We start from the raw sequence: 20,062 nt of genomic DNA, 5'->3' as shown, positions 1-20,062 counted from the left end.
AAGCCCTGGGGCGAGCTTTCCCCAGAGTTATCCACAATGCGTGGCCACAGCGTCACCTTGGTCTGGACATGACTGCGCCCCCCGCCTCTGAGCAGGTGTTTTCTCTCAGAGGTGAGGGGCGAGGAGTTCTCTTGGCGGAGTTGTCGCGGTCGTACCGGCGTCAACATCCTCGGAGTTATCCACAGATCTTCGTAAGTTATCCAGTGCTGTGCACAACGCTGTGGATAACCTCAGGGCAGAGCTTGACGAGGGGCGGGGTGAGCCGCTACTTCCACTGCGTCGAGACGCCGAACCCCGCGGCGATGAAGCCGAAGCCGACCACGATGTTCCAGTTGTTGATGGACTTCACCGGCAGCGTGCCGTCGGTGACGTAGAAGACCACGATCCACACCAGACCGATGGCGAAGAGCGCCAGCATCACGGGCGCCACCCAGCTGCGGTTGGTCAGCTTGATGGAGGCGGCCTGCTTGGTGGCGGGCGGCGGCGTGTAGTCGGCCTTCTTGCGGATCCGTGACTTCGGCACGAGGGACTCTCCTGTCGATGCGCTGCGTGACCGCGCAGGGAACTGTGGCTGGCGCCGGGATGTGACGCAGGAGGACCGCTGCGTCCCCCGGGCGTCCGTTAGCGTAGTGGTTCCACGGCACCGAAGGGGATCAGGGTACGTTGAGCAATTCCGCCGACACTCCCACAGGGCCGGGCCGAACCACGAGGTGGCGCCCCGTCCGGGTCCTCACCGCTGCCGTTTTCGCCCTCGCCGGACTGATCTTCGTCACCAGCTTCAACACCGCCAAGGGCACGAACCTGCGCACCGACGCCTCCCTCCTCAGGCTCTCGGACCTGATCGAGGAGCGCAGCCACAAGAACGCCGGCCTCGACGAGACCACCGCCGCCCTGCGCCGCCAGGTCGACGCCCTGGCCGCCCGCGACGACGGCTCCACCCAGGCGCAGGACGCGCGGCTGCGCGCCCTGGAGAGCAGCGCGGGCACCACCGAGACGGCCGGCCCCGGCCTCACCGTCACCCTGAACGACGCCCCGCCGAACGCCCAGGCCGCCCCCGGCTACCCCGAGCCGCAGGCCAACGACCTGGTCATCCACCAGCAGGACCTCCAGGCCGTCGTCAACGCCCTGTGGAAGGGCGGCGCCCAGGGCATCAAGGTCATGGACCAGCGGCTCATCTCCACCAGCGCCGTCCGCTGCGTCGGCAACACCCTGATCCTCCAGGGCCGCGTCTACTCGCCGCCCTACAAGATCACCGCTGTCGGTGACCGCGGCAAGCTGAGCAAGGCCCTCGCCGACTCCCCCGCCCTGCAGAACTACCAGCTGTACGTGAAGGCCTACGGCCTCGGCTGGAAAGTCGACGAGCACAAGGCGGTGACTCTGCCCGGCTACTCGGGCACAGTGGACCTCCACTACGCGAAGCCGGTGAGCTGACCGGTGAGCTGACCGGTCGGCCGACCGGGGGGAGCCGGGGTGCCGTGACGGCGGGGACGAGGGTGCGACCGGCCGGACCGCCGGCCGGAGGACGGGCCCTGCGCCTGGCCGTACGGAGCTTCAGCGAGCTGTGCATCACCGCCGGAGCGCTGATCGTCCTCTTCGTCGTGTACGTCCTGTACTGGACCGGAGTGCAGGCCGAAAGCGCCACCACGGGCCAGCTCGACACCCTCCAGCGGGAGTGGGTGGACCGCCCCGTCGCGGCGGCCGGCGCCCCCCGCGCGGCGCCGCCCCCGAAGCCGTACACGCCCGGCAAGGGCTTCGCCGTCATGTACGTGCCCCGGCTCGGCAAGGACTGGGAGTGGCCCGTCCTGGAGGGCACCTCGACCGGCACCCTGAAGAAGGGCCTCGGCCACTACACCGGCACCGCCCGCCTCGGCGACACCGGGAACTTCGCCGTCGCCGGCCACCGGCGCACCTACGGCGACCCCTTCAAGGACTTCCCCCGGCTGCGCCGCGGCGACGCCGTCGTCCTCAACGACGGCACCACCTGGTTCACGTACCGCGTGGACCGCGAGCCCTACCGGACCGTGCCCACCGACACCGGCGTCATCGAGCCCGTGCCCCGGCCCATGAAGAGAAGCGCGGTCGGTTTCCACGGGCCCGGCCGCTACCTCACCCTCACCACCTGCGACCCCGAGTGGGGCAGCAGCCACCGCCTGATCGCCTGGGCCCACCTGGACGCCACCCAGCCCGTGACCGACGGGCGTCCACAGGCTTTGGACAGCTGACCCCCCAGCGCCCCCGGGCCCCGTACTCTGGTCCCCGTAACGAACGGAAGGGGCGGCGGACGTCATGTACGGATGGATCTGGCGGCATCTGCCGGGCAACGCCTGGGCCAAGGCACTGATCTCGGTCGTGCTCGTCCTCGCGGTCGTCTACGCCCTCTTCCAGTACGTGTTCCCCTGGGCGGAGCCGCTGCTTCCGTTCAACGATGTGACGGTGGACGGCCAGTGAGCGCGCGGATTCTCGTCGTCGACAACTACGACAGCTTCGTCTTCAACCTCGTTCAGTACCTCTACCAGCTCGGCGCCGAGTGCGAGGTGCTGCGCAACGACGAGGTCGAGCTGGGCCACGCTCAGGACGGCTTCGACGGCGTGCTCCTGTCCCCCGGGCCCGGCGCGCCCGAACAGGCCGGGGTCTGCATCGACATGGTGCGCCACTGTGCCGCGACCGGGGTGCCCGTCTTCGGCGTCTGCCTGGGCATGCAGTCGATGGCCGTCGCCTACGGCGGGGTCGTGGACCGCGCGCCCGAGCTGCTGCACGGCAAGACCTCGCCCGTCACCCACGAGGGCAAGGGCGTCTTCCAGGGCCTGCCCTCGCCGTTCACCGCGACCCGCTACCACTCGCTGGCCGCCGAGCCCGCCGCCCTGCCGGCCGAGCTCGAGGTCACCGCGCGCACCGAGGACGGCATCATCATGGGGCTGCGCCACCGGGAACTGCCGGTCGAGGGCGTGCAGTTCCACCCGGAGTCGGTGCTCACCGAGCACGGCCACCTGATGCTCGCCAACTGGCTGGAGCAGTGCGGCGACAAGGGGGCCGTCGCGCGGTCGGCGGGACTCGCGCCGGTGGTGGGCAAGGCCGTCGCGTGACGGCCGGGTCGCCGTGGTTCCGGGCGACGAACCCTCCGGAGGACGAGCCGGACCCCCAGCGGACACCCGCGCCCGGACCCGTACCCCCGCACGGCTACGCCCCCGGGCCCAGGCCGCCCGCGTACGAGGCCGAGACGGCCGTCTACGCGGCGATACCGGCCCCGGAGGCCTATCAGGTCCCTCAGCCGCCCCAAGCGCCCCAGGAGGCGTACGAGGCGGCTTACGGGGGGCCGTACGAGCCGGTGCGGGAGACACCGTACGAGCCGGTGCCGGGGACACCGTACGAGCCGGTGCCGGAGACACCGTACGAGCCGGTGGCCGCCGAGCCGCGGTACACCGAACCCTCGTACAGCGAGCCCTCGTACACCGAGCCGCCGTACGAGCCGGTGGCCGCCGAGCCGCCGTATGCCGAGCCGCCGTATGCCGAGCCGCCGTACGCCGAGCAGGGCACCGCGCCGCTGCCGGGGCCCGGACGGGCCGAGCGGCGCCGGGCCGCCCGCCGCAAGGGGCGGGCGCCCGAGCCCGCCGCCGCGCCGGAGCCCGCCGCCCCGCTCTCCCGTGTCGAGGCGCGGCGGGCCGCCCGCGCCGCCAAGGACAGCGTGGGCGTCGTCCTCAGCCGGGTCGTCGGTGAACTCTTCATCACCTTCGGCGTGGTCATGCTGCTCTTCGTGACCTACCAGCTGTGGTGGACGAACGTCCGGGCCGGGCAGGAGACCGACCAGGCCAAGGCGCAGATCGAGAACTCCTGGTCGCAGGGCGAGAGCCAGCCCGACGCCTTCGAGCCCGGGCAGGGCTTCGCCATCATGTACATCCCCAAGCTGGACGTGGTCGCCCCGATCGCCGAGGGCATCAGCAAGACCAAGGTCCTCGACAAGGGCATGGTCGGCCACTACGGCGAGGGCAAGCTGAAGACCGCCATGCCCGCCGACAAGCAGGGCAACTTCGCCGTCGCCGGCCACCGCAACACGCACGGCGAGCCGTTCCGGTACATCAACCAGCTGAAGCCCGGCGACCCGATCGTCGTCGAGACGCAGGACGCGTACTACACGTACGAGATGGCGAGCATCCTGCCGCAGACCTCGCCGTCGAACGTCTCCGTCATCGACCCCGTGCCGAAGGGTTCCGGTTTCACCGGGCCGGGCCGCTACATCACGCTGACCACCTGCACGCCCGAGTTCACGAGCACGTACCGCATGATCGTGTGGGGAAAGCTGGTCGACGAACGCCCGCGCAGCAAGGGGAAGCCGGCCGCGCTCGTAGGCTGAGCCCCACCGAGACCACCCACTTTTCGACGGGACGACCCAGTGTCACGTGCGCGCAACCGGATCGCCGGGCTCATCAGTGTCTTCGGTGAACTCCTCATCACCGCGGGCCTGGTCCTCGGCCTGTTCGTCGTCTACTCGCTGTGGTGGACCAACGTGATCGCCGACCGGGCCGCCGACAAGGACGGCGACCAGGTCCGTGACCACTGGGCCGACAGCGGCCCCGGCGCGCTCGACACCAAGGACGGCATCGGCTTCCTGCACGTGCCGGCGATGGGCAACGGCGAGGTGCTCGTGAAGAAGGGCACCGACAGCGAGGTCCTCAACAACGGCGTCGCCGGCTACTACACCGACCCGGTCACGTCGGCGCTGCCGCAGCAGAAGCAGGGCAACTTCACGCTCGCCGCGCACCGCGACGGGCACGGGGCGAAGTTCCACAACATCCACAAGTTGAAGAACGGCGACTCGATCGTCTTCGAGTCGAAGGACACCTGGTACGTCTACAAGGTCTACAAGACGCTCCCGGAGACCACGAAGTACAACGTGGACGTCCTCCAGCCGGTCCCCGAGGAGTCCGGCAAGACCCGCCCGGGCCGCTACATCACCCTGACGACCTGCACCCCGATGTACACCTCGGACTTCCGCTACATCGTCTGGGGCGAGCTGGAACGCACCGAGAAGGTCGACGCCCGGCGCACCCCGCCGGCGGAGCTGCGCTAGACACCCGGAGCCGCCCCCGCCCCCCCATGGACAACGAGTAAGCCCCGGCATCCAGGATGCCGGGGCTTACTTCATGCGAGGCGACCTGCTCCTACGGGGCGGGCGCGGGCCGGTTCTAGCCGAACCAGCCCCCGCCGCCGTTGCCGTCCTTCTCGGTCTTCACGTTGACCGCCTGGTTCGGCTGGCCCTGCGTGCCGGGCTGCGGGTCCTGCTCCTTGATACGGGCGTCGCCGCCCGCCGGGCCGTCGACGTTGCCCAGCTGGTAGCCGAGCGCCGTGAGGGTGGCCCGGGCCTGGTCGATCGTCATGCCGACGATCGGCGGGACGGGCTGCGTGTTCTGCTGCGGGCCCTTGGAGACCTTCAGCACGATCTGCACGTCCTTGGACTGGTCCGTGTTGCCCTTCGGGGTCTGGTCGATGACCGTGCCCATCGGCTGCTCGGAGTCCACGTCCTGCCGGGAGACGTTCGTGAAGCCGAGGACCTGCAGCTGCTGCACGGCGACGTCGTAGGTGCGGCTGGTGACGTCCGGCAGCTGCGACTTCTGCTTCTTGGCCACGGTGATGGTGACCTTGGAGTTCTTCTCCGCCTGCGTGCCGCCCTCGGGGTCCTGCTTGAGGACCTTGCCCGGGTCCTCGTCGGACTCCTCGGTCTGCACGACGACCTGGAAGCCCTTGCCGCGAAGCAGCTCCTCGGCGCCCTCCTGCTGCTTCTCCGTGACGTCCGGCACCTCGATCTGCGGCGCGCCCTCGGAGACGACGACGGAGATCGTCTCGTTGATGTTCATCTTCGCCGTGGGGTCCGAGGCCGGCGTCTGGCTGCAGATCGCGCCCTTCGGCTGGTCGCAGCGCTCGGTGCCGGTCTGCGCGACCTTCACCTGCGAGTTGACCGCGAGGCCCTGTGCTTCCTTCAGCGTCTTGCCGACGAACTGCGGGACCGGGACCTGCTGCGGGCCGTCCTTCTTGTCGAAGAGGGAGACACCGATGAAGATCGCGCCCACCAGCACCAGGAGGCCCGCCAGGATCAGCAGGATCGTCGAGGTGTTGGACTTCTTCTGCCGGCGCCGGTCCGGACGGTCGTCGTACCCGCCGTACCCGCCGTCGTCCCCGTTCATCGGGGGCAGCATCGTCGTCTGGCCGGCCGGGTCCGCCTGGCGCAGGGCCGTCGTCGGCTGGTCCTCCGGCGGGTAGCCGCCGTAGCCGCCGCCGTACCCGACCGCGCCCATGGCGGCGGTCGCCGCGACCGGCTGGCCGTCGAGGCAGGCCTCGATGTCGGCCCGCATCTCGTCGGCGGACTGGTAGCGGTAGTCGGGGTCCTTGACCAGCGCCTTCAGGACGATGGCGTCCATCTCGGGCGTGATCTCGGGGTCGAAGACGCTCGGCGGCTGCGGCTCCTCCCGTACGTGCTGGTACGCGACGGCGACCGGCGAGTCGCCGATGAACGGCGGCCGGACCGTCAGCAGCTCGTACAGCAGGCAGCCCGTGGAGTACAGGTCGGAGCGGGCGTCGACCTGCTCGCCCTTGGCCTGCTCCGGGGAGAGGTACTGGGCCGTGCCGATCACCGCGGCCGTCTGCGTCATGGTCATGCCCGCGTCGCCCATGGCGCGCGCGATGCCGAAGTCCATGACCTTGACCTGACCGGTACGGGTCAGCATGACGTTCGCCGGCTTGATGTCCCGGTGCACGATCTGGGCGCGGTGCGAGTACTCCAGCGCCTGGAGGATGCCGACGGTCATCTCCAGCGTGCGCTCGGGCAGCAGCTTGCGCCCGGAGTGCAGCAGCTCACGCAGGGTCGACCCGTCCACGTACTCCATCACGATGTACGGGATGGAGACGCCGTCGACGTAGTCCTCGCCGGTGTCGTAGACCGCGACGATCGCCGGGTGGTTGAGCGATGCGGCGGACTGGGCCTCCCGGCGGAACCGGGCCTGGAAGGACGGGTCACGGGCGAGGTCCGCCCGCAGCGTCTTCACAGCGACGGTGCGGCCGAGCCGGGTGTCGTGAGCGAGGTACACCTCGGCCATGCCACCACGGCCGAGCACCGAGCCCAGCTCGTACCGGCCGCCGAGGCGACGCGGCTCTTCCATAGCTTCTCCAGCCCTCTCCGTCTGTCCCGACCGCACCCGTGTGTGGTCCGGCGGTGTGTGCTGTTCGCGCATACGCTACCGGCCGCGGGACGGCGCTTCGTCCGTCGGCCGCCACCTGATACCCGACCGGTATGCGGCCCCGGACCCCGGGATCGGCTCAGCTCTTGCTCTTCAGTACCGCCTTCATCACGGCCTTGGCGATCGGGGCCGCCAGGCCGCCACCGGTGATGTCCTCACGGTCCGTGCCCGCCGAGTCCTCGACGACGACGGCGACCGCGACGGGCGAACCCTGGTCGGTCTTGGCGTAGGAGATGAACCACGCGTAGGGCCGCTTGGCGTTCTTCTCGCCGTGCTGCGCCGTACCCGTCTTGCCGCCGACCCGCACCCCGTCGATGTCCAGGGCGGCGTTGGCGCCGGTGCCCTTCTCGACGACGTTCTCCATCATCGCCTGGAGCTGCTGCGCGGTGCTCTGCGAGACCGGGCGGCTCAGCTCCTCCGGCTCGGTCTTCTTGATGATGTCCAGGTTCGGCGCCCGCAGCTGGTCGATCATGTACGGCTTCATCAGCTTGCCGTCGTTGGCGATCGCCGCCGTCACCATCGCCATCTGCAGCGGGGTGGTCGCCGTGTTGAACTGGCCGATCGACGACAGCGCGTTGCCACCGCGGTCGGCCTTCTTGTCGTACACGGAGGCTGCGGAACGCACCGGCATGAACTGTTCGGCGTTGAAACCGAACTTCTCCGCCATCTCGACCATCTTGTCCCGGCCGACGTCGTCACCCAGCTTCGCGAAGACCGAGTTGCAGGAGACCCGCAGCGCCTCGTTCAGGCTGGCGTTGGTGCAGCCGCTCGCGTGGTTCTTCATCGGCACCGTGGAGAGCGGGATCTTCCAGCCCTCGGGGGTGTCCGTCGCCGCGTTGATGTCGGTGACCTTGCCGCTCTCCAGCGCCGCCGCGGCCGTGACGACCTTGAAGACGGAACCGGGCGGGTAGATCTCGCGCAGCGCGCGGTTCAGCTTCGGCTTGTTCTTGTCCTTCTCCAGCGCCTGCCACGCCTGGGCGTCCTTGTCGTGGTAGCCGGCGAAGGACCCCGGGTCGTACGACGGGGTGGACGCCAGCGCCAGGATCTTGCCCGTCGACGGCTCGATGGCGACGACCGCGCCCGTCTTGCTGCCGAGACCCTTGAACGCGGCCCGCTGAGCGGCCCCGCTCAGGGTGGTGACGACGTCGCCGCCCTTCTTCTTCTCCCCGGTGAACATGGAGAGCGTGCGGTCGAAGAACAGCCGGTCGTCGTTGCCGGTGAGGATGCCGTCCTCGATCTTCTCGATCTGGTTGGCGTCGAACGCCTGCGAGGCGTAACCCGTCACCGGCGCCCACATCGGGCCGTCGACGTACGTCCGCTTGTACGCGTAGAAGGTGTCACCGGAGTCGACGGAGCCGGTGATCGGCTTGCCGTCGACGATGATGTTCCCGCGTTCGTTGGAGTACCGCTCGATCTGCACCCGCTTGTTCTTCGAGTTCGCGTTGAGCTCGTCGGCACGGACGAACTGGAGCCAGTTGTCCCGCAGCAGCAGCGCGAGGACCAGCAGGCCGCAGAAGATCGCGACCCGGCGCAGGGGCTTGTTCACGGACGGACCACCTGCGTCATCTCGGCGTCGGGATTCGGGGCGGGGGAGGGCGCGGGGCGCCGCGCGGTGTCGCTGATCCGGATCAGGACACCGATCAGCGCCCAGTTGGCGATCACGGACGAACCACCGTAGGCGAGGAACGGCATCGTCATACCGGTCAGCGGGATGAGGCCCATCACACCGCCGGCGACGACGAAGACCTGCAGCGCGAACGCGCCCGACAGGCCCATCGCGAGCAGCTTGCCGAAGGGGTCGCGGGCCGCGAGGGCGGTCCGCACACCACGCTCGATGATCAGGCCGTACAGCAGCAGGAAGACCATGACGCCGGCGAGACCCAGCTCCTCGCCGACCGTGGCGAAGATGAAGTCGGAGTTCGCGGCGAAGCCGATCAGGTCCGAGTTGCCCTGGCCGAGGCCGGTGCCGAGGATGCCGCCGGAACCGAACGACATCAGGACCTGCGTCATCTGGTCACAGGCGTTGGCCATGTTGCCGTTCGGGGGGGCCGTCTTCAGGCACTCGAACGGGTCGAGCCAGGCGGCCACACGCGACTGCACGTGGCTCGCGGTCGAACCGACGACCACCGCGCCGCCCGCGGACATCAGCAGACCGATGACGATCCAGCTGGTCCGCTCCGTCGCCACGTACAGCATGATCACGAACATGCCGAAGAACAGCAGCGACGTACCGAGGTCGTTCTCGAAGACCAGGATGAGGAGGCTGACCGCCCAGATCGTCACGATCGGGCCGAGGTCGCGGCCACGCGGCAGGTAGAGACCCATGAACCGGCGGCTCGCCAGCGCCAGCGCGTCCCGCTTCACCATCAGATAGCCGGAGAAGAACACGGCCAGGACCAGCTTCGCGAACTCACCGGGCTGGATGGAGAAACCGGCGACGTTGATCCAGATCTTGGCGCCGAACACGTCCGAACCGAGGCCCGGCACCAGCGGCAGCAGCAGCAGCACCAGGGCCGCCACCATCGAGATGTACGTGTACCGCTGGAGCACCCGGTGGTCCTTCAGGACCAGCAGCACACCCACGAACATGGCGATGCCGATCGCCGAGTACAGCATCTGCTTCGGCGCGTCCGGGCTGAACGAGCCGTACGCGCTCGTCGCCCGCTGGATCAGCCGCGGCGACTGGTCGAGACGCCAGATCAGCACCAGGCCGAGCCCGTTGAGCAGCGTGCCCAGCGGCAGCAGCAGCGGGTCCGCGTACGGCGCGAACTTGCGCACCACGAGGTGCGCGACGCCCGCGAGCAGGGTCAGGCCCGCCCCGTAACCGAGCATGCCGGGCGGCACCTTGCCGTCGATCGCCAGACCGACGTTCAGGTACGCGAAGACCGGGATGGCGACGGCGAAAGCCAGCAGCGCCAGCTCGGTGTTCCGGCGGCTCGGCGCCTCGATGGCGCCGATCGTGGTCGTGTTGGTGACAACGCTCATGGTGGTGAAAGGCCCCCTACGGGTCTGCCTACTGCTTGCCGCAGTTCGAGGCCAGCTTCTGCTCCTCCGCGGACAGGGTCGGACCCGGGGACGGTGCGGCTGTGGTGGGCTTGGTGGGGTTCGGCGACGCGTTGTTCTCCGTGCCGCGCGGCGTGCTCGGCTTGTCCGGGGCGGCGGCGGCCGCCTTACGGCGCTCCTCGGTCTTCTTGCAGGCCGTGGCCTGCACCGCGAGCTCGGAGATCTTCGTCCGCGCCTTGTCGAGGTTGCCGCCGGCGATGGTGTCCTCGACCTGCTTGCGCTGGTACTCCGGCAGGTACTTGAGTTCGATCTCGGGGTGGTCCGTCTCGACCTCCGAGAGCTTCACCCACGCCAGGTCCTGGCTGATACCCCGGTACAACGCCACGTGCTCGTCCTTCGAGCCCACGTAGTACTGCGTCTGCGTCCAGCGGTAACCGCCGTACAGCGCACCGCCGACCACGGCGAGCGCCAGCACCAGCAGGAACGACCGCTTCAGCCAGCGGCGTCCCGCGGACCGCGGCTTGACGAAGTCGTCGTCCACGTACGCGCCGAAGGAGCCCTGCGGCGGCATCCCGCCGTAGCCGTGGTCGTCACCGCTGCCGGGCGGGCCGAAACCACCGGCCGGCGGCTGCTGGTGCGGCGCCGGCCGGCCGAGCCCGGAGGCCCGCCCCGCGGGCGTGTGCATCGCGCCGCCGTCGTTCAGCTGCGCCTGGTTCTCGGCGACCGCGCCCACGATCACGGGGGTGTCGCTGAGATGACCGGCGAGGGTGTCGCCGCCGTCGACGTCCAGGACGTCGGCCACGATCACCGTGATGTTGTCCGGGCCGCCGCCGCGCAGCGCGAGCTGGATCAGCTCCTGCACGGTCTCCTGCGGACCCTGGTAGCTGGCGAGGGTCTCCTCCAGCGTCTGGTGCGACACCACACCCGACAGGCCGTCGGAGCAGACCAGATAGCGGTCGCCGGCCCGCACCTCGCGGATGGAGAGATCGGGCTCGACGTGATCGCCACTGCCCAGCGCCCGCATCAGCAGCGAACGCTGCGGATGCGTCGTCGCCTCCTCCTCGGTGATCCGGCCCTCGTCGACGAGCCGCTGCACCCAGGTGTGGTCCTGCGTGATCTGCGTGAGCACGCCGTCCCGCAGCAGATAGGCGCGCGAGTCGCCGACGTGCACCAGACCGAGGCGCTGACCCGTCCACAGCAGGGCGGTGAGCGTCGTGCCCATGCCCTCCAGCTGCGGGTCCTCCTCGACCATCATCCGCAACTGGTCGTTGGCGCGCTGCACCGCCGTACCGAGCGAGGTGAGGATGTCGGAGCCGGGGACGTCGTCGTCGAGCGTCACCAGCGTGGAGATCACCTCGGACGAGGCGACCTCACCGGCGGCCTGGCCGCCCATGCCGTCGGCGATGGCGAGCAGCCGGGGACCGGCGTAACCGGAGTCCTCGTTGCCCTCGCGGATCATGCCCTTGTGCGAGCCCGCGGCGAAACGCAGGGACAGACTCATGCCCACCTGCCCTGTCGGCGCCGACTCGGGGTGCCGCCGGTCTCGAGCCACACTGCCCACCCTCCGGTCGGGAGCCCGTGCCCGCCCTGGCCCGCTGGCCGGGCTGCCACGCGCCGCTCGGAACGGCCCGTCGTGGGGACCCTCCCGGCGCGCATGCTCCGCTCGCGCTCAATCATGACGTAGCACTACTTCCGAAGCTCGATGACGGTCTTGCCGATGCGGATCGGCGCGCCCAGCGGAATCGGCGTCGCGGTGGTGAGACGGGTCCGGTCGAGATACGTGCCGTTCGTGGACCCGAGATCCTCGACGATCCAATTGCCGTCCCGGTCCGGGTAGATCCTCGCGTGCCGGCTGGACGCGTAGTCGTCGTCCAGCACGATCGTCGAGTCGTGGGCCCGGCCCAGCGTGATGGTCTGCCCCTGCAGGGCGACCGTCGTGCCGGTGAGGGTGCCCTCGGAGACGACGAGTTTCGTCGGGGCGCCGCGCCGCTGGCGCCCGCCTCCGCCGCTCGCGCTCTGCTGGCCGCGCTGCTGCGGAGGCGCCGCCTGGCGCGCGTTCTGCTGCGGACGCGCCTCCTGGCGGCGCGAACCGCGCTGGGTGACCCGTGTGCCGAAGAGGTCACTACGGATGACCTGGACGGCCACGATCACGAACAGCCACAGAACGGCCAGGAAACCCAACCGCATGACCGTCAGGGTCAGCTCTGACATTGCCCCCGCTTCACCCTTCGGCTTGCCGGTAAACGATGGTGGTGCTGCCCACGACGATCCGCGAGCCGTCGCGGAGCGTAGCGCGGGTGGTGTGCTGCCCGTCCACCACGATGCCGTTGGTGGACCCGAGATCCTGGATCGTCGAGGGCGTTCCGGTCCGGATCTCGCAGTGCCGGCGGGAGACGCCGGGATCGTCGATCCTCACGTCCGCGTCGGTGCTGCGGCCGAGGACCAGAGTCGGGCGGGAAATCTGATGACGGGTGCCGTTGATCTCGATCCAACGGCGCACCTGGCCGCCCGCACCCGTCGCCGCGGGCGCCGCGGCCGCACCGCCGGGGCGGGCCGTGGCCGGAGTCGCCGGACGGTGCCCGGGCATGGCCGGGGCACCCGGCGGCGGGGCCGCGGGCATCGGCGGAGCACCGGCCGGCGGACCGCCCTGCGGGTAGCCGTAGCCACCGCGGGCCGGCTGCTGGTGACCCTGGGGCCCCTGCGGGTACCCACCGGGCGCGTTCTGCGGCGGCGGGGACTGCGGGGACGGCTGGGACTGTGACGAACTCGACGCGAGCGTACGGCTGCGCACCCGGTACAGACCGGTGTCGAGGTCCTCGGCCTTCTCCAGGTGGACCTTGATCGGCCCCATGAAGGTGTACCGCTGCTGCTTGGCGTAGTCCCGGACCAGACCGGCGAGCTCGTCGCCGAGCTGACCCGAGTACGGGCTGAGGCGCTCGTAGTCCGGCGCGCTCAGCTCCACGATGAAGTCGTTGGGGACGACCGTCCGCTCGCGGTTCCAGATCGTCGCGTTGTTGTCGCACTCGCGCTGGAGCGCGCCGGCGATCTCGACGGGCTGGACCTCGGACTTGAAGACCTTGGCGAAGGTGCCGTTGACCAGACCTTCGAGTCGCTGCTCGAACCGCTTCATGACTCCCATGGGGCACCTCCTCCGTCGTTGTCGTCCTGGTACTGCTTACTGATCGTATCCACGCGTCGGGAAATCGGCTGGTTCCCCTTCTCTGCCCTGTGGACGAGTGTCACCTCTCACAGACCTTCCGCAGACCTTTCGGCAGACCTTCCCCATGGATCGTAGAGGTGGCCTGTGGACAGTGTCCCGCACCCGGCGGCGGAGCAGGAGGGCCCCGCGCGTCACTCGTGCTTCTCGGCCGGTGCCGTTCCTTCCTCTTCCGTCGTCCCGCGCCGTCTCGCGTCGCCCCCCCCCGCCGTCCCGCACCGCCCCCCCCCGCCGTCCCTCGTCGTCCCCTTGCTCGTGCTTCCTCCCCACTCCTAGTCATCCGAGGCGGGGGCGAAACAACGGATGTGAATCCGCCGTCCCCGACGTGCTAATCTTCAGATGTCGCCAGGCGGACGGGCCAAAAAGCCAAGAAGCTCGGAGCACACCCAATGCGCGGGTGGCGGAATAGGCAGACGCGCTGGATTCAGGTTCCAGTGCCCGAAAGGGCGTGGGGGTTCAACTCCCCCCTCGCGCACCAGACGGAAGCCCCGTAGATCGAAAGATCTACGGGGCTTCTGCGTTGTTCTTCTGCGTGGTTGGGGACGGATGCCTGGTGACGGGCGTCGGAGGGTGCGACGTTCGTCGGTGCGGGGAGCGACGAAAGAGGACGGCGGGCGGGCCGGGGCGCCGCCTATCGTGCGGACGTGGAAGCTCCTCCGAAGATCAGGACATGGTCCGAAGCCGCCCGGCGGTGGTTCGTGGTGCCCGGTCAGTGGTCGAGGCGCAGGACCGCCGGCGAGCTGGTCCTCGCCGTCGTCATGGCGCTGCTGGCCGCGGGCACCCAGGACATGCTCGGCGGCGAGGGATGGACGCTCGCCGCCGTCGCCCTGGGCTCCGCCGTGCTGTCGCTGCTGCGCCGCCGGCTCCCCGCGACCGTGCTCATCGTCACGTCGTTCCTCGCGCCGTTCGTGCCGGGCTTCCTGGCGCTGCTGATCCTCATCGGCTGGTCCGCCGGCCGCTACATAGCGGGCGCGGGACGGGCGCTGGTCGCGTTCACCGCCGCGTACGTGCTGAACATCGCGGGCACGGTGATCGAGGCGTGGGACCAGCGCATGATCCTCACGCTCGCGTTCATCAGCACGCTGTACTTCCTGGCGACGACGCTCGCGCCCGGTCTCGCCCACCGCTACTGGACCCAGCGCCGGACCCTGCTGCACGCCCTGCAGCAGCGCAACGCCCAGCTGATCAGGGAGCGGGCGATGGTCGCCGGGCAGGCCAGGCTGCGCGAGCGGCAGCGGATCGCGCAGGACATGCACGACAGCCTCGGGCACCAACTGGCGCTGATCTCGGTGCACACGGGTGCCCTGGAGGTGGACCCGAACCTGACCGACCGCCAGCGCGAGGCCGTCGGCGTGCTGCGGAACGCCTCCGTGGACGCCATGCACGAGCTGCGCGAGGTCGTCGGCATCCTCCGGGACGGGGTGGAGGCGCCCGACGAGACCGGCGGCCCGTCCGTGACGCGGCCCGGCGACGAGACGGGCAAGGCGGCCAGGGGGACCGCCGGCATCGAAGGACTCGTGGCCGCCGCCCGGTCCGCCGGGACCACCATCGAGCTCGCCCGCCACGGGGAGACCCGGCCGCTCGCCCCGGCCGTGGACCACGCCGCGTACCGGATCGTCCAGGAAGGCCTGACGAACGCCTACAAGTACGCGCCGGGCGCCCCCATAGCCGTCGAAGTGCGGTACGAGCCGGACGCGTTCGTCGTGGAGGTCCTCAACGAACCGGCGACGGCCGAGCCGACCGATGTCGTCAGCGGCGGACAGGGCCTCACCGGACTGCACGAGCGGGCCCGGCTGGTCGGCGGCATCGTGCACGCCGGCCCGGCGGACGGCGGCGGCTTCCGCGTAGCGGGCGTCCTGCCGTACGGGTCGGTGGAAGCCGCCCCGTACGTCGAGCCGGACCTGCTCACGGCAGGCATCGAACTCGGCGTCGCGCCGTCCGCCGGCGGCCCCCACCGTCCCTCTTCCTCGGCCGATCCTTTCGTCGATGCGGCCGACGACTTCCGGCAGCAGTCGCGGTGGCCCCGCTCGCGCGACGGTGGTCGGGCCGCGGTCGGAAAGGCCGACTGGACGGTGACCGAACGGGAGTGGGCGATGGCGATGCGCGCGGGCAGGGGCAGGAGCACGGGCAGCGGGATAGCGATCGGGTGCGGGATCGCGTTCGCCGCCCTCGTGCTGCTGCTGGTGGCGGGCGGCTTCGGCCTCTACTTCCTGATGGGGTCGATGCAGAAGGGGATGATCGGCCCGGGCGAGTACGACGCCGTCAAGGTCGGCCAGAGCGAGCAGGACGTACGCGACCGGCTTCCTTCGGGTGACACCATCGCCACCACCGGTCTGCACGGCAAGGGCCCCAAGGAGCCCGAGGGTTCCTCGTGCCTGGTGCTGATGAGCTCGGAGACCGGCGAGAGCATGGACAGCGAGCCCGTTTTCCGGTTCTGCTTCAAGGACGGCAAGCTGATCGAGAAGAAGTCGTACGAGGTCGTGCGCTAGGCACGACCGATGCCGGCGGGGCCCGGATGCGGGCCCGTGTTCGTGAGTGAGCCGTGGGGGAGTTGCTGTGGCTGTGGCAGGGAGCCGGCACATCAGGGTCGTGATCGCCGATGACGAGCCGTTGATCAGGGCCGGGATCAGGATGATCCTCACCTCGGACCCGGAGATCGAGGTCGTCGCGGAGGCGGCGAACGGCCGGGAGGCCGTCGACCTGGCCCGCGCCCACGCCGCCGACGTCCTGCTGCTCGACATCCAGATGCCCGTGCTCGACGGGCTCTCCGCCCTCCCGGAGCTGCGCCGGTCGGCGCCGTCGACGCGGGTGATCGTGCTGACGACGTTCGGTGAGCGGGAGAACGTGCTGCGGGCGCTGGAGCACGGAGGGGCCGGGTTCCTCCTCAAGGACACCGCCCCGGCCGAACTGATCCGTGCCGTACGGGCCGCGGCGGCGGGTGACGCGTATCTCTCCCCCGCCGCCACCCGGCACGTGGTCGAGCAGCTGGCCTCCGGGCGGGAGGCGGCCCGGGCGGAGGAGGCGCGGACCCGGGTGGCGGCGCTCAGCGAACGGGAGCGCGAGGTGCTGGCCCTGCTGGGCGAGGGACTGTCCAACGCGGACGCCGGCCGTCGGCTGCACATGAGCGAGGCGACGGTGAAGACCTATGTGAGCCGCATCCTCGCCAAACTGGGCTGCGAGAACCGGGTCCAGGCGGCCCTGCTCGCGCGGGACGCCCGCCTCTGACTCAGCCCTTGGTGTCACTCAGCCCTTTGGTGTCGGGGAGACCGGCGCCGCCCGCCGCGTTGTAGCGGAGCAGGTACGCGGCGAAGTGGGCGAGGTCGTCGGCCGACCAGTCCTTCAGGCGTTCCCCGTAGGCGGCTTGGCGGCTGGCCTGGGTGGAGGCGAGCAGCCGGGTGCCCTTCTCGGTGGGGTGCAGCACCTGGACCCGGTGGTCGTCCGGATCGGGCCGCCGCTCGACCAGACCCAGCTTCTCCAGGGCGCCGACCTGACGGCTGACCGTCGACTTGTCCAGGAGGTAGTGGGCGGCCAGGTCCGTGGCCCGGCAACCCTGCTGGTCGTCGATGTGGGCGAGGAGCGTGTACGAGACCAGCGGCAGCTCCGGGTGGAGCCGGGCGGCCGCGGCCCGCGCCCGGCGGGCGAAGGCGGTCAGCTCCCGCTCGATGATGTCGAGGGATGTCTCCCGCGCGCCGTCGCTCATGGTGCGCTCCTTGTCGCCGAGGGACCCGTTGGGCGGACCTGATGGCCGGGCCCGTGGCCCGATCCCCCTCTTCGGTTGTATAGTACAACGGTTATTTAGTTGTAAAAGCCAACCATGGAGGTTCCGGTGTCCGCAGGATCCGCAGGACAGACCACCCAGGGAGCGTTGCGCCACGTCCTCGGGCATCTGCTCACCCCCCTGCTGATGTGCGTCGGCATGGGCCTCGCCTACCTGGGCGCCTTCCATGCCCCGCAGCCCCACGACCTGCGCGTCGACATCGTCGGCTCCGGCCCCCAGGCCCAGGTCCTCGCCCAGACCCTCCAGGACAAGGGCGACGGCGCCCTCGATGTCCGCACCGTCCCCGACCGCGCCACCGCCACCGCCCACCTGCGCGACCGGGCCAGCTTCGGCGCGTACATACCCGGTGGTGGGGCGGCCGCGGGGCCTGAGCTCCTGGTGGCCTCCGGCTCCTCCGACACCAGCGCCATGGCCGTCGAGAAGGTCTTCACCAAGGTCGCCGCCACCCACGGCGAACCCCTGAAGGTCACCGACGTCGCACCCGTCGCCTCCGGCGACCCCACCGGCCAGGGCATCTTCTTCCTGCTCGTCGCCCTCAGCATCGGCTCGTACGCCTCCGTCGCCGTCATCGGCGGCGCCGGCGCCGTACTGCCCATGCGGATCAGGGCCCTCCTGGCCGCCGGCATGTCCCTCGTCGTCAGCCTCATCGGCACCGTCTTCGCCGGACCGCTCTTCCACCTCGTCGACCAGGGACTCGGCGGCGTCTGGGCCCTGTCGTGGCTGTACAGCGCCGGCATCCTCCTGATCGGCGTCGGACTCCACACCTTCCTCAAGCGCTGGACCACCCTCGGCGTGATGGTCCTGTTCGTGATGCTCAACTTCACCAGCTCCGGCGGCATCTACCGCCCCGAACTCCAGCCCGGCTTCTTCGGCTCGCTGCACGCGTTCTGGAACGGCGCCGGATTCGTCGAGGGCGTCCGCGGCCACGTCTACTTCGCCGGCGACGCCCTCGGCCGCAACGTCCTCGTGCTGAGCCTCTGGTTCCTCGCCGGAGTCCTGCTCACCGTCCTCGCGGGCACGACCGAGGCCCGGCGGACACGAGCAGCGGAACACACGCCGGAGAAGACGATCGAGAAGGGCGCTGAGAAGGGTGCCGAGCGGGACGTCGAGCACGGCTCCGAGCGGGACGCCGAGGAGGAGATGGAGGAGGCCGTCGGGGTCTGACCCCAGGCGGTCCGACCCTCGGAAAGAGTTGTCCACAGGCCGTTGTCCACAGGGGAAGACGGCCTGGCGACCCCGGCGGTACCTTCATGCCCAGTCGACGAAGTTGATGTTGGCGGACAGGCAAGAGTCGGGGGAGGTCGTCCCATGGACGAGACCAGGACAACGGTTCCGGGGCAGCGCGCGCACACCCACGGGGACGGGCGGATCCCGCACGTGCCCGGATTCGCCCGGCGCACGGCAGGCGGCACCGAGGCCACCGCCGCCGGCTCCGCCAAGCAGCGCGGCAAGGAACTGCGCCGCGACGTCCCCCGGGCCTCGCACAGCACGCTCGTCCTCGCCGCGGGACGGCCCGACGCCGTGGCCGCCGTGGAGGAATCGAGCCGCGGCCGCGTCGCCGCACTCGCACCGATACGCGTCGGCAGGATGGCGGCGAGCCCCTTCGCCTTCCTGCGAGGCTCCGCCGGACTCATGGCCCACGACCTCGTCGGCTCCCCCGTCACGGGCATCGCCGCCCAGCTGTGCGGCGACGCGCACGCCGCCAACTTCGGCCTCTACGGCGACGCCCGAGGACGCCTCGTCATCGACCTCAACGACTTCGACGAGACCGTCGTGGGCCCCTGGGAGTGGGACCTCAAACGGCTCGCCACCTCCCTCGTGCTCGCCGGACGCGAGGTCGGCGCCGACGAGGAGATGTGCCGCGCCGCCGCCTTCGACACCGTCGGCGCCTACCGCCGCACCATGCGGCTCCTCGCCCGGCTCCCCGCACACGACGCCTGGAACGCCATCGCCGACGAGGAACTCGTCTCCCACACCGACGCCCGCGACCTCATAGGCACCCTGGAACGGGTCTCCGCGAAGGCCCGCAACAACACCAGCGCACGGTTCGCCGCCCGCTCGACCGAGGCCGTCACCGACGAGGAAGGCGGCGGCAGACGCTTCGTCGACGCACCACCCGTACTGCGCCGGGTGCCCGACGAAGAGGCCGCGGCCGTCGCCGCCGCCCTCGGCGAGTACCTGGGGACCGTGTCCGAGGACCGGCTGCCGCTGCTCGCGCGGTACGCCGTCCACGACGTTGCGTTCCGCGTCGTCGGCACCGGCAGCGTCGGCACCCGCTCCTACGTGGTGCTGCTCCTCGACCACCGGGGCGAGCCACTGGTCCTCCAGGTCAAGGAGGCCCGCCCCTCGGCGCTGCTGCCCTACCTGCCGGCGGCCGGCTTCACCGTCCCGGACGCGGGGCACGAGGGGCGGCGGGTGGTGCTCGGGCAGAAGCGGATGCAGGTCGTCAGCGACATCCTGCTCGGCTGGACCACCGTCGAGGGTCGGCCGTACCAGGTGCGCCAGTTCCGCAACCGCAAGGGCAGCGTCGACCCGGCCGCCCTGACCGCCGAGCAGGTCGACGACTACGGCCGCATGACCGGCGCCCTGCTGGCCCGGGCCCACGCCCACAGCGCCGACCCGCGCCTGATAGCCGGCTACTGCGGCAAGAACGAAGAGCTCGACGAGGCCGTCGCGGCCTTCGCCATCGCCTACGCGGACCGCACCACCGCGGACCACGAGGATCTGCTGTCGGCGATCCGCACGGGACGGATAACGGCGGAACTGGGCGTCTGACGCCTGGGCCGCCTTCATAGGGGGCGGGGGGGGGAGGGGGCGAGGGGGCGAGGGGGTGGAGGG

The 20,062-nt window shown here is 70.4% G+C and carries 18 protein-coding genes and 1 tRNA gene; 11 read left to right on the top strand and 8 right to left on the bottom strand.

Features of this window, described 5'->3' with window-relative positions; translation table 11 throughout:
* Positions 1-265: 265 nt before the first annotated feature.
* Positions 266-523, bottom strand: a complete 258-nt coding sequence (gene crgA, locus ACZ3ZE_RS20580) for a cell division protein CrgA (protein ID WP_046908700.1) — start codon at positions 521-523, stop codon at positions 266-268.
* Between the two features lie 140 nt (positions 524-663).
* On the opposite strand from crgA, the gene ACZ3ZE_RS20575 reads away from it, so the two are divergent.
* From ACZ3ZE_RS20575 to ACZ3ZE_RS20550, 6 genes are all read left to right on the top strand, one after another.
* Positions 664-1,431 carry a DUF881 domain-containing protein gene (locus tag ACZ3ZE_RS20575; RefSeq protein ID WP_361620914.1) on the top strand — a complete coding sequence of 256 codons (768 nt, stop codon included), beginning with the start codon at positions 664-666 and terminating at the stop codon, positions 1,429-1,431.
* 44 nt (positions 1,432-1,475) lie between these two features.
* A complete protein-coding gene (locus tag ACZ3ZE_RS20570; protein WP_442304594.1) occupies positions 1,476-2,222 on the top strand; it encodes a class E sortase in 747 nt (248 codons plus the stop codon).
* 64 nt (positions 2,223-2,286) lie between these two features.
* Positions 2,287-2,448 carry a hypothetical protein gene (locus ACZ3ZE_RS20565; RefSeq protein WP_361168429.1) on the top strand — a complete coding sequence of 54 codons (162 nt, stop codon included), beginning with the start codon at positions 2,287-2,289 and terminating at the stop codon, positions 2,446-2,448.
* Complete coding sequence (locus tag ACZ3ZE_RS20560) at positions 2,445-3,083, top strand: aminodeoxychorismate/anthranilate synthase component II (RefSeq protein ID WP_361620912.1); 639 nt, start codon at positions 2,445-2,447, stop codon at positions 3,081-3,083. The genes ACZ3ZE_RS20565 and ACZ3ZE_RS20560 overlap by 4 nt, the downstream gene beginning before the upstream one ends.
* The gene (locus ACZ3ZE_RS20555) at positions 3,080-4,348 is read left to right on the top strand and encodes a class E sortase (RefSeq protein ID WP_467260042.1); all 1,269 of its coding nucleotides are present in this window, start codon (positions 3,080-3,082) and stop codon (positions 4,346-4,348) included. Before ACZ3ZE_RS20560 ends, ACZ3ZE_RS20555 begins: the two co-directional genes overlap by 4 nt.
* Before the next feature lie 39 nt (positions 4,349-4,387).
* Positions 4,388-5,065: a class E sortase gene (locus ACZ3ZE_RS20550; protein WP_361168435.1), complete on the top strand. Its 678-nt coding sequence runs from the start codon at positions 4,388-4,390 to the stop codon at positions 5,063-5,065.
* Positions 5,066-5,180: 115 nt separating this feature from the next.
* Here ACZ3ZE_RS20550 and pknB read toward each other — a convergent pair whose 3' ends face one another.
* The 6 genes from pknB to ACZ3ZE_RS20520 form a co-directional block, all read right to left on the bottom strand.
* The gene (gene pknB, locus ACZ3ZE_RS20545) at positions 5,181-7,148 is read right to left on the bottom strand and encodes a Stk1 family PASTA domain-containing Ser/Thr kinase (RefSeq protein ID WP_361168438.1); all 1,968 of its coding nucleotides are present in this window, start codon (positions 7,146-7,148) and stop codon (positions 5,181-5,183) included.
* A gap of 157 nt (positions 7,149-7,305) precedes the next feature.
* A complete protein-coding gene (locus ACZ3ZE_RS20540; protein ID WP_361168441.1) occupies positions 7,306-8,772 on the bottom strand; it encodes a peptidoglycan D,D-transpeptidase FtsI family protein in 1,467 nt (488 codons plus the stop codon).
* Complete coding sequence (locus tag ACZ3ZE_RS20535; RefSeq protein WP_361168444.1) at positions 8,769-10,211, bottom strand: FtsW/RodA/SpoVE family cell cycle protein; 1,443 nt, start codon at positions 10,209-10,211, stop codon at positions 8,769-8,771. Before ACZ3ZE_RS20535 ends, ACZ3ZE_RS20540 begins: the two co-directional genes overlap by 4 nt.
* A 28-nt stretch (positions 10,212-10,239) precedes the next feature.
* Entirely contained in the window at positions 10,240-11,730 is a 1,491-nt protein-coding gene (locus ACZ3ZE_RS20530; protein WP_361168447.1) for a Stp1/IreP family PP2C-type Ser/Thr phosphatase, read from the bottom strand.
* A gap of 185 nt (positions 11,731-11,915) precedes the next feature.
* Positions 11,916-12,440 (bottom strand): FHA domain-containing protein FhaB/FipA, encoded by a 525-nt coding sequence (locus tag ACZ3ZE_RS20525; protein ID WP_361168450.1) that lies wholly within the window; start codon positions 12,438-12,440, stop codon positions 11,916-11,918.
* A gap of 10 nt (positions 12,441-12,450) precedes the next feature.
* Positions 12,451-13,368, bottom strand: a complete 918-nt coding sequence (locus tag ACZ3ZE_RS20520; RefSeq protein ID WP_361168453.1) for a DUF3662 and FHA domain-containing protein — start codon at positions 13,366-13,368, stop codon at positions 12,451-12,453.
* Positions 13,369-13,837: 469 nt separating this feature from the next.
* Here ACZ3ZE_RS20520 and ACZ3ZE_RS20515 point away from each other — a divergent pair.
* From ACZ3ZE_RS20515 to ACZ3ZE_RS20505, 3 genes are all read left to right on the top strand, one after another.
* Positions 13,838-13,924, top strand: a tRNA-Leu gene (locus tag ACZ3ZE_RS20515).
* Between the two features lie 280 nt (positions 13,925-14,204).
* On the top strand, positions 14,205-15,935 hold the full coding sequence (locus ACZ3ZE_RS20510) for a sensor histidine kinase (protein WP_363290584.1): 1,731 nt from the start codon (positions 14,205-14,207) through the stop codon (positions 15,933-15,935).
* A 73-nt stretch (positions 15,936-16,008) separates the two neighbouring features.
* A complete protein-coding gene (locus tag ACZ3ZE_RS20505; RefSeq protein WP_361169076.1) occupies positions 16,009-16,671 on the top strand; it encodes a response regulator transcription factor in 663 nt (220 codons plus the stop codon).
* A gap of 1 nt (position 16,672) precedes the next feature.
* Here the strand turns inward: ACZ3ZE_RS20505 and ACZ3ZE_RS20500 are convergent, their stop codons facing one another.
* Positions 16,673-17,146, bottom strand: coding sequence for a MarR family winged helix-turn-helix transcriptional regulator (locus ACZ3ZE_RS20500; protein ID WP_363290530.1), 474 nt, complete (start codon positions 17,144-17,146; stop codon positions 16,673-16,675).
* Positions 17,147-17,260: 114 nt separating this feature from the next.
* Between ACZ3ZE_RS20500 and ACZ3ZE_RS20495 the strand changes: the two genes are divergently transcribed.
* Together ACZ3ZE_RS20495 and ACZ3ZE_RS20490 are read left to right on the top strand one after the other, a co-directional pair.
* Positions 17,261-18,388: an ABC-2 transporter permease gene (locus ACZ3ZE_RS20495; RefSeq protein WP_442303594.1), complete on the top strand. Its 1,128-nt coding sequence runs from the start codon at positions 17,261-17,263 to the stop codon at positions 18,386-18,388.
* A gap of 144 nt (positions 18,389-18,532) precedes the next feature.
* Positions 18,533-19,999 (top strand): DUF2252 domain-containing protein, encoded by a 1,467-nt coding sequence (locus ACZ3ZE_RS20490; RefSeq protein ID WP_361620909.1) that lies wholly within the window; start codon positions 18,533-18,535, stop codon positions 19,997-19,999.
* Positions 20,000-20,062 lie beyond the last annotated feature (63 nt).

It is taken from the genome of Streptomyces sp. NPDC023157, assembly GCF_055560575.1.
Note: the sequence above shows the minus strand (reverse complement) of the source record. Positions and strands in the feature narration are given on the sequence as shown.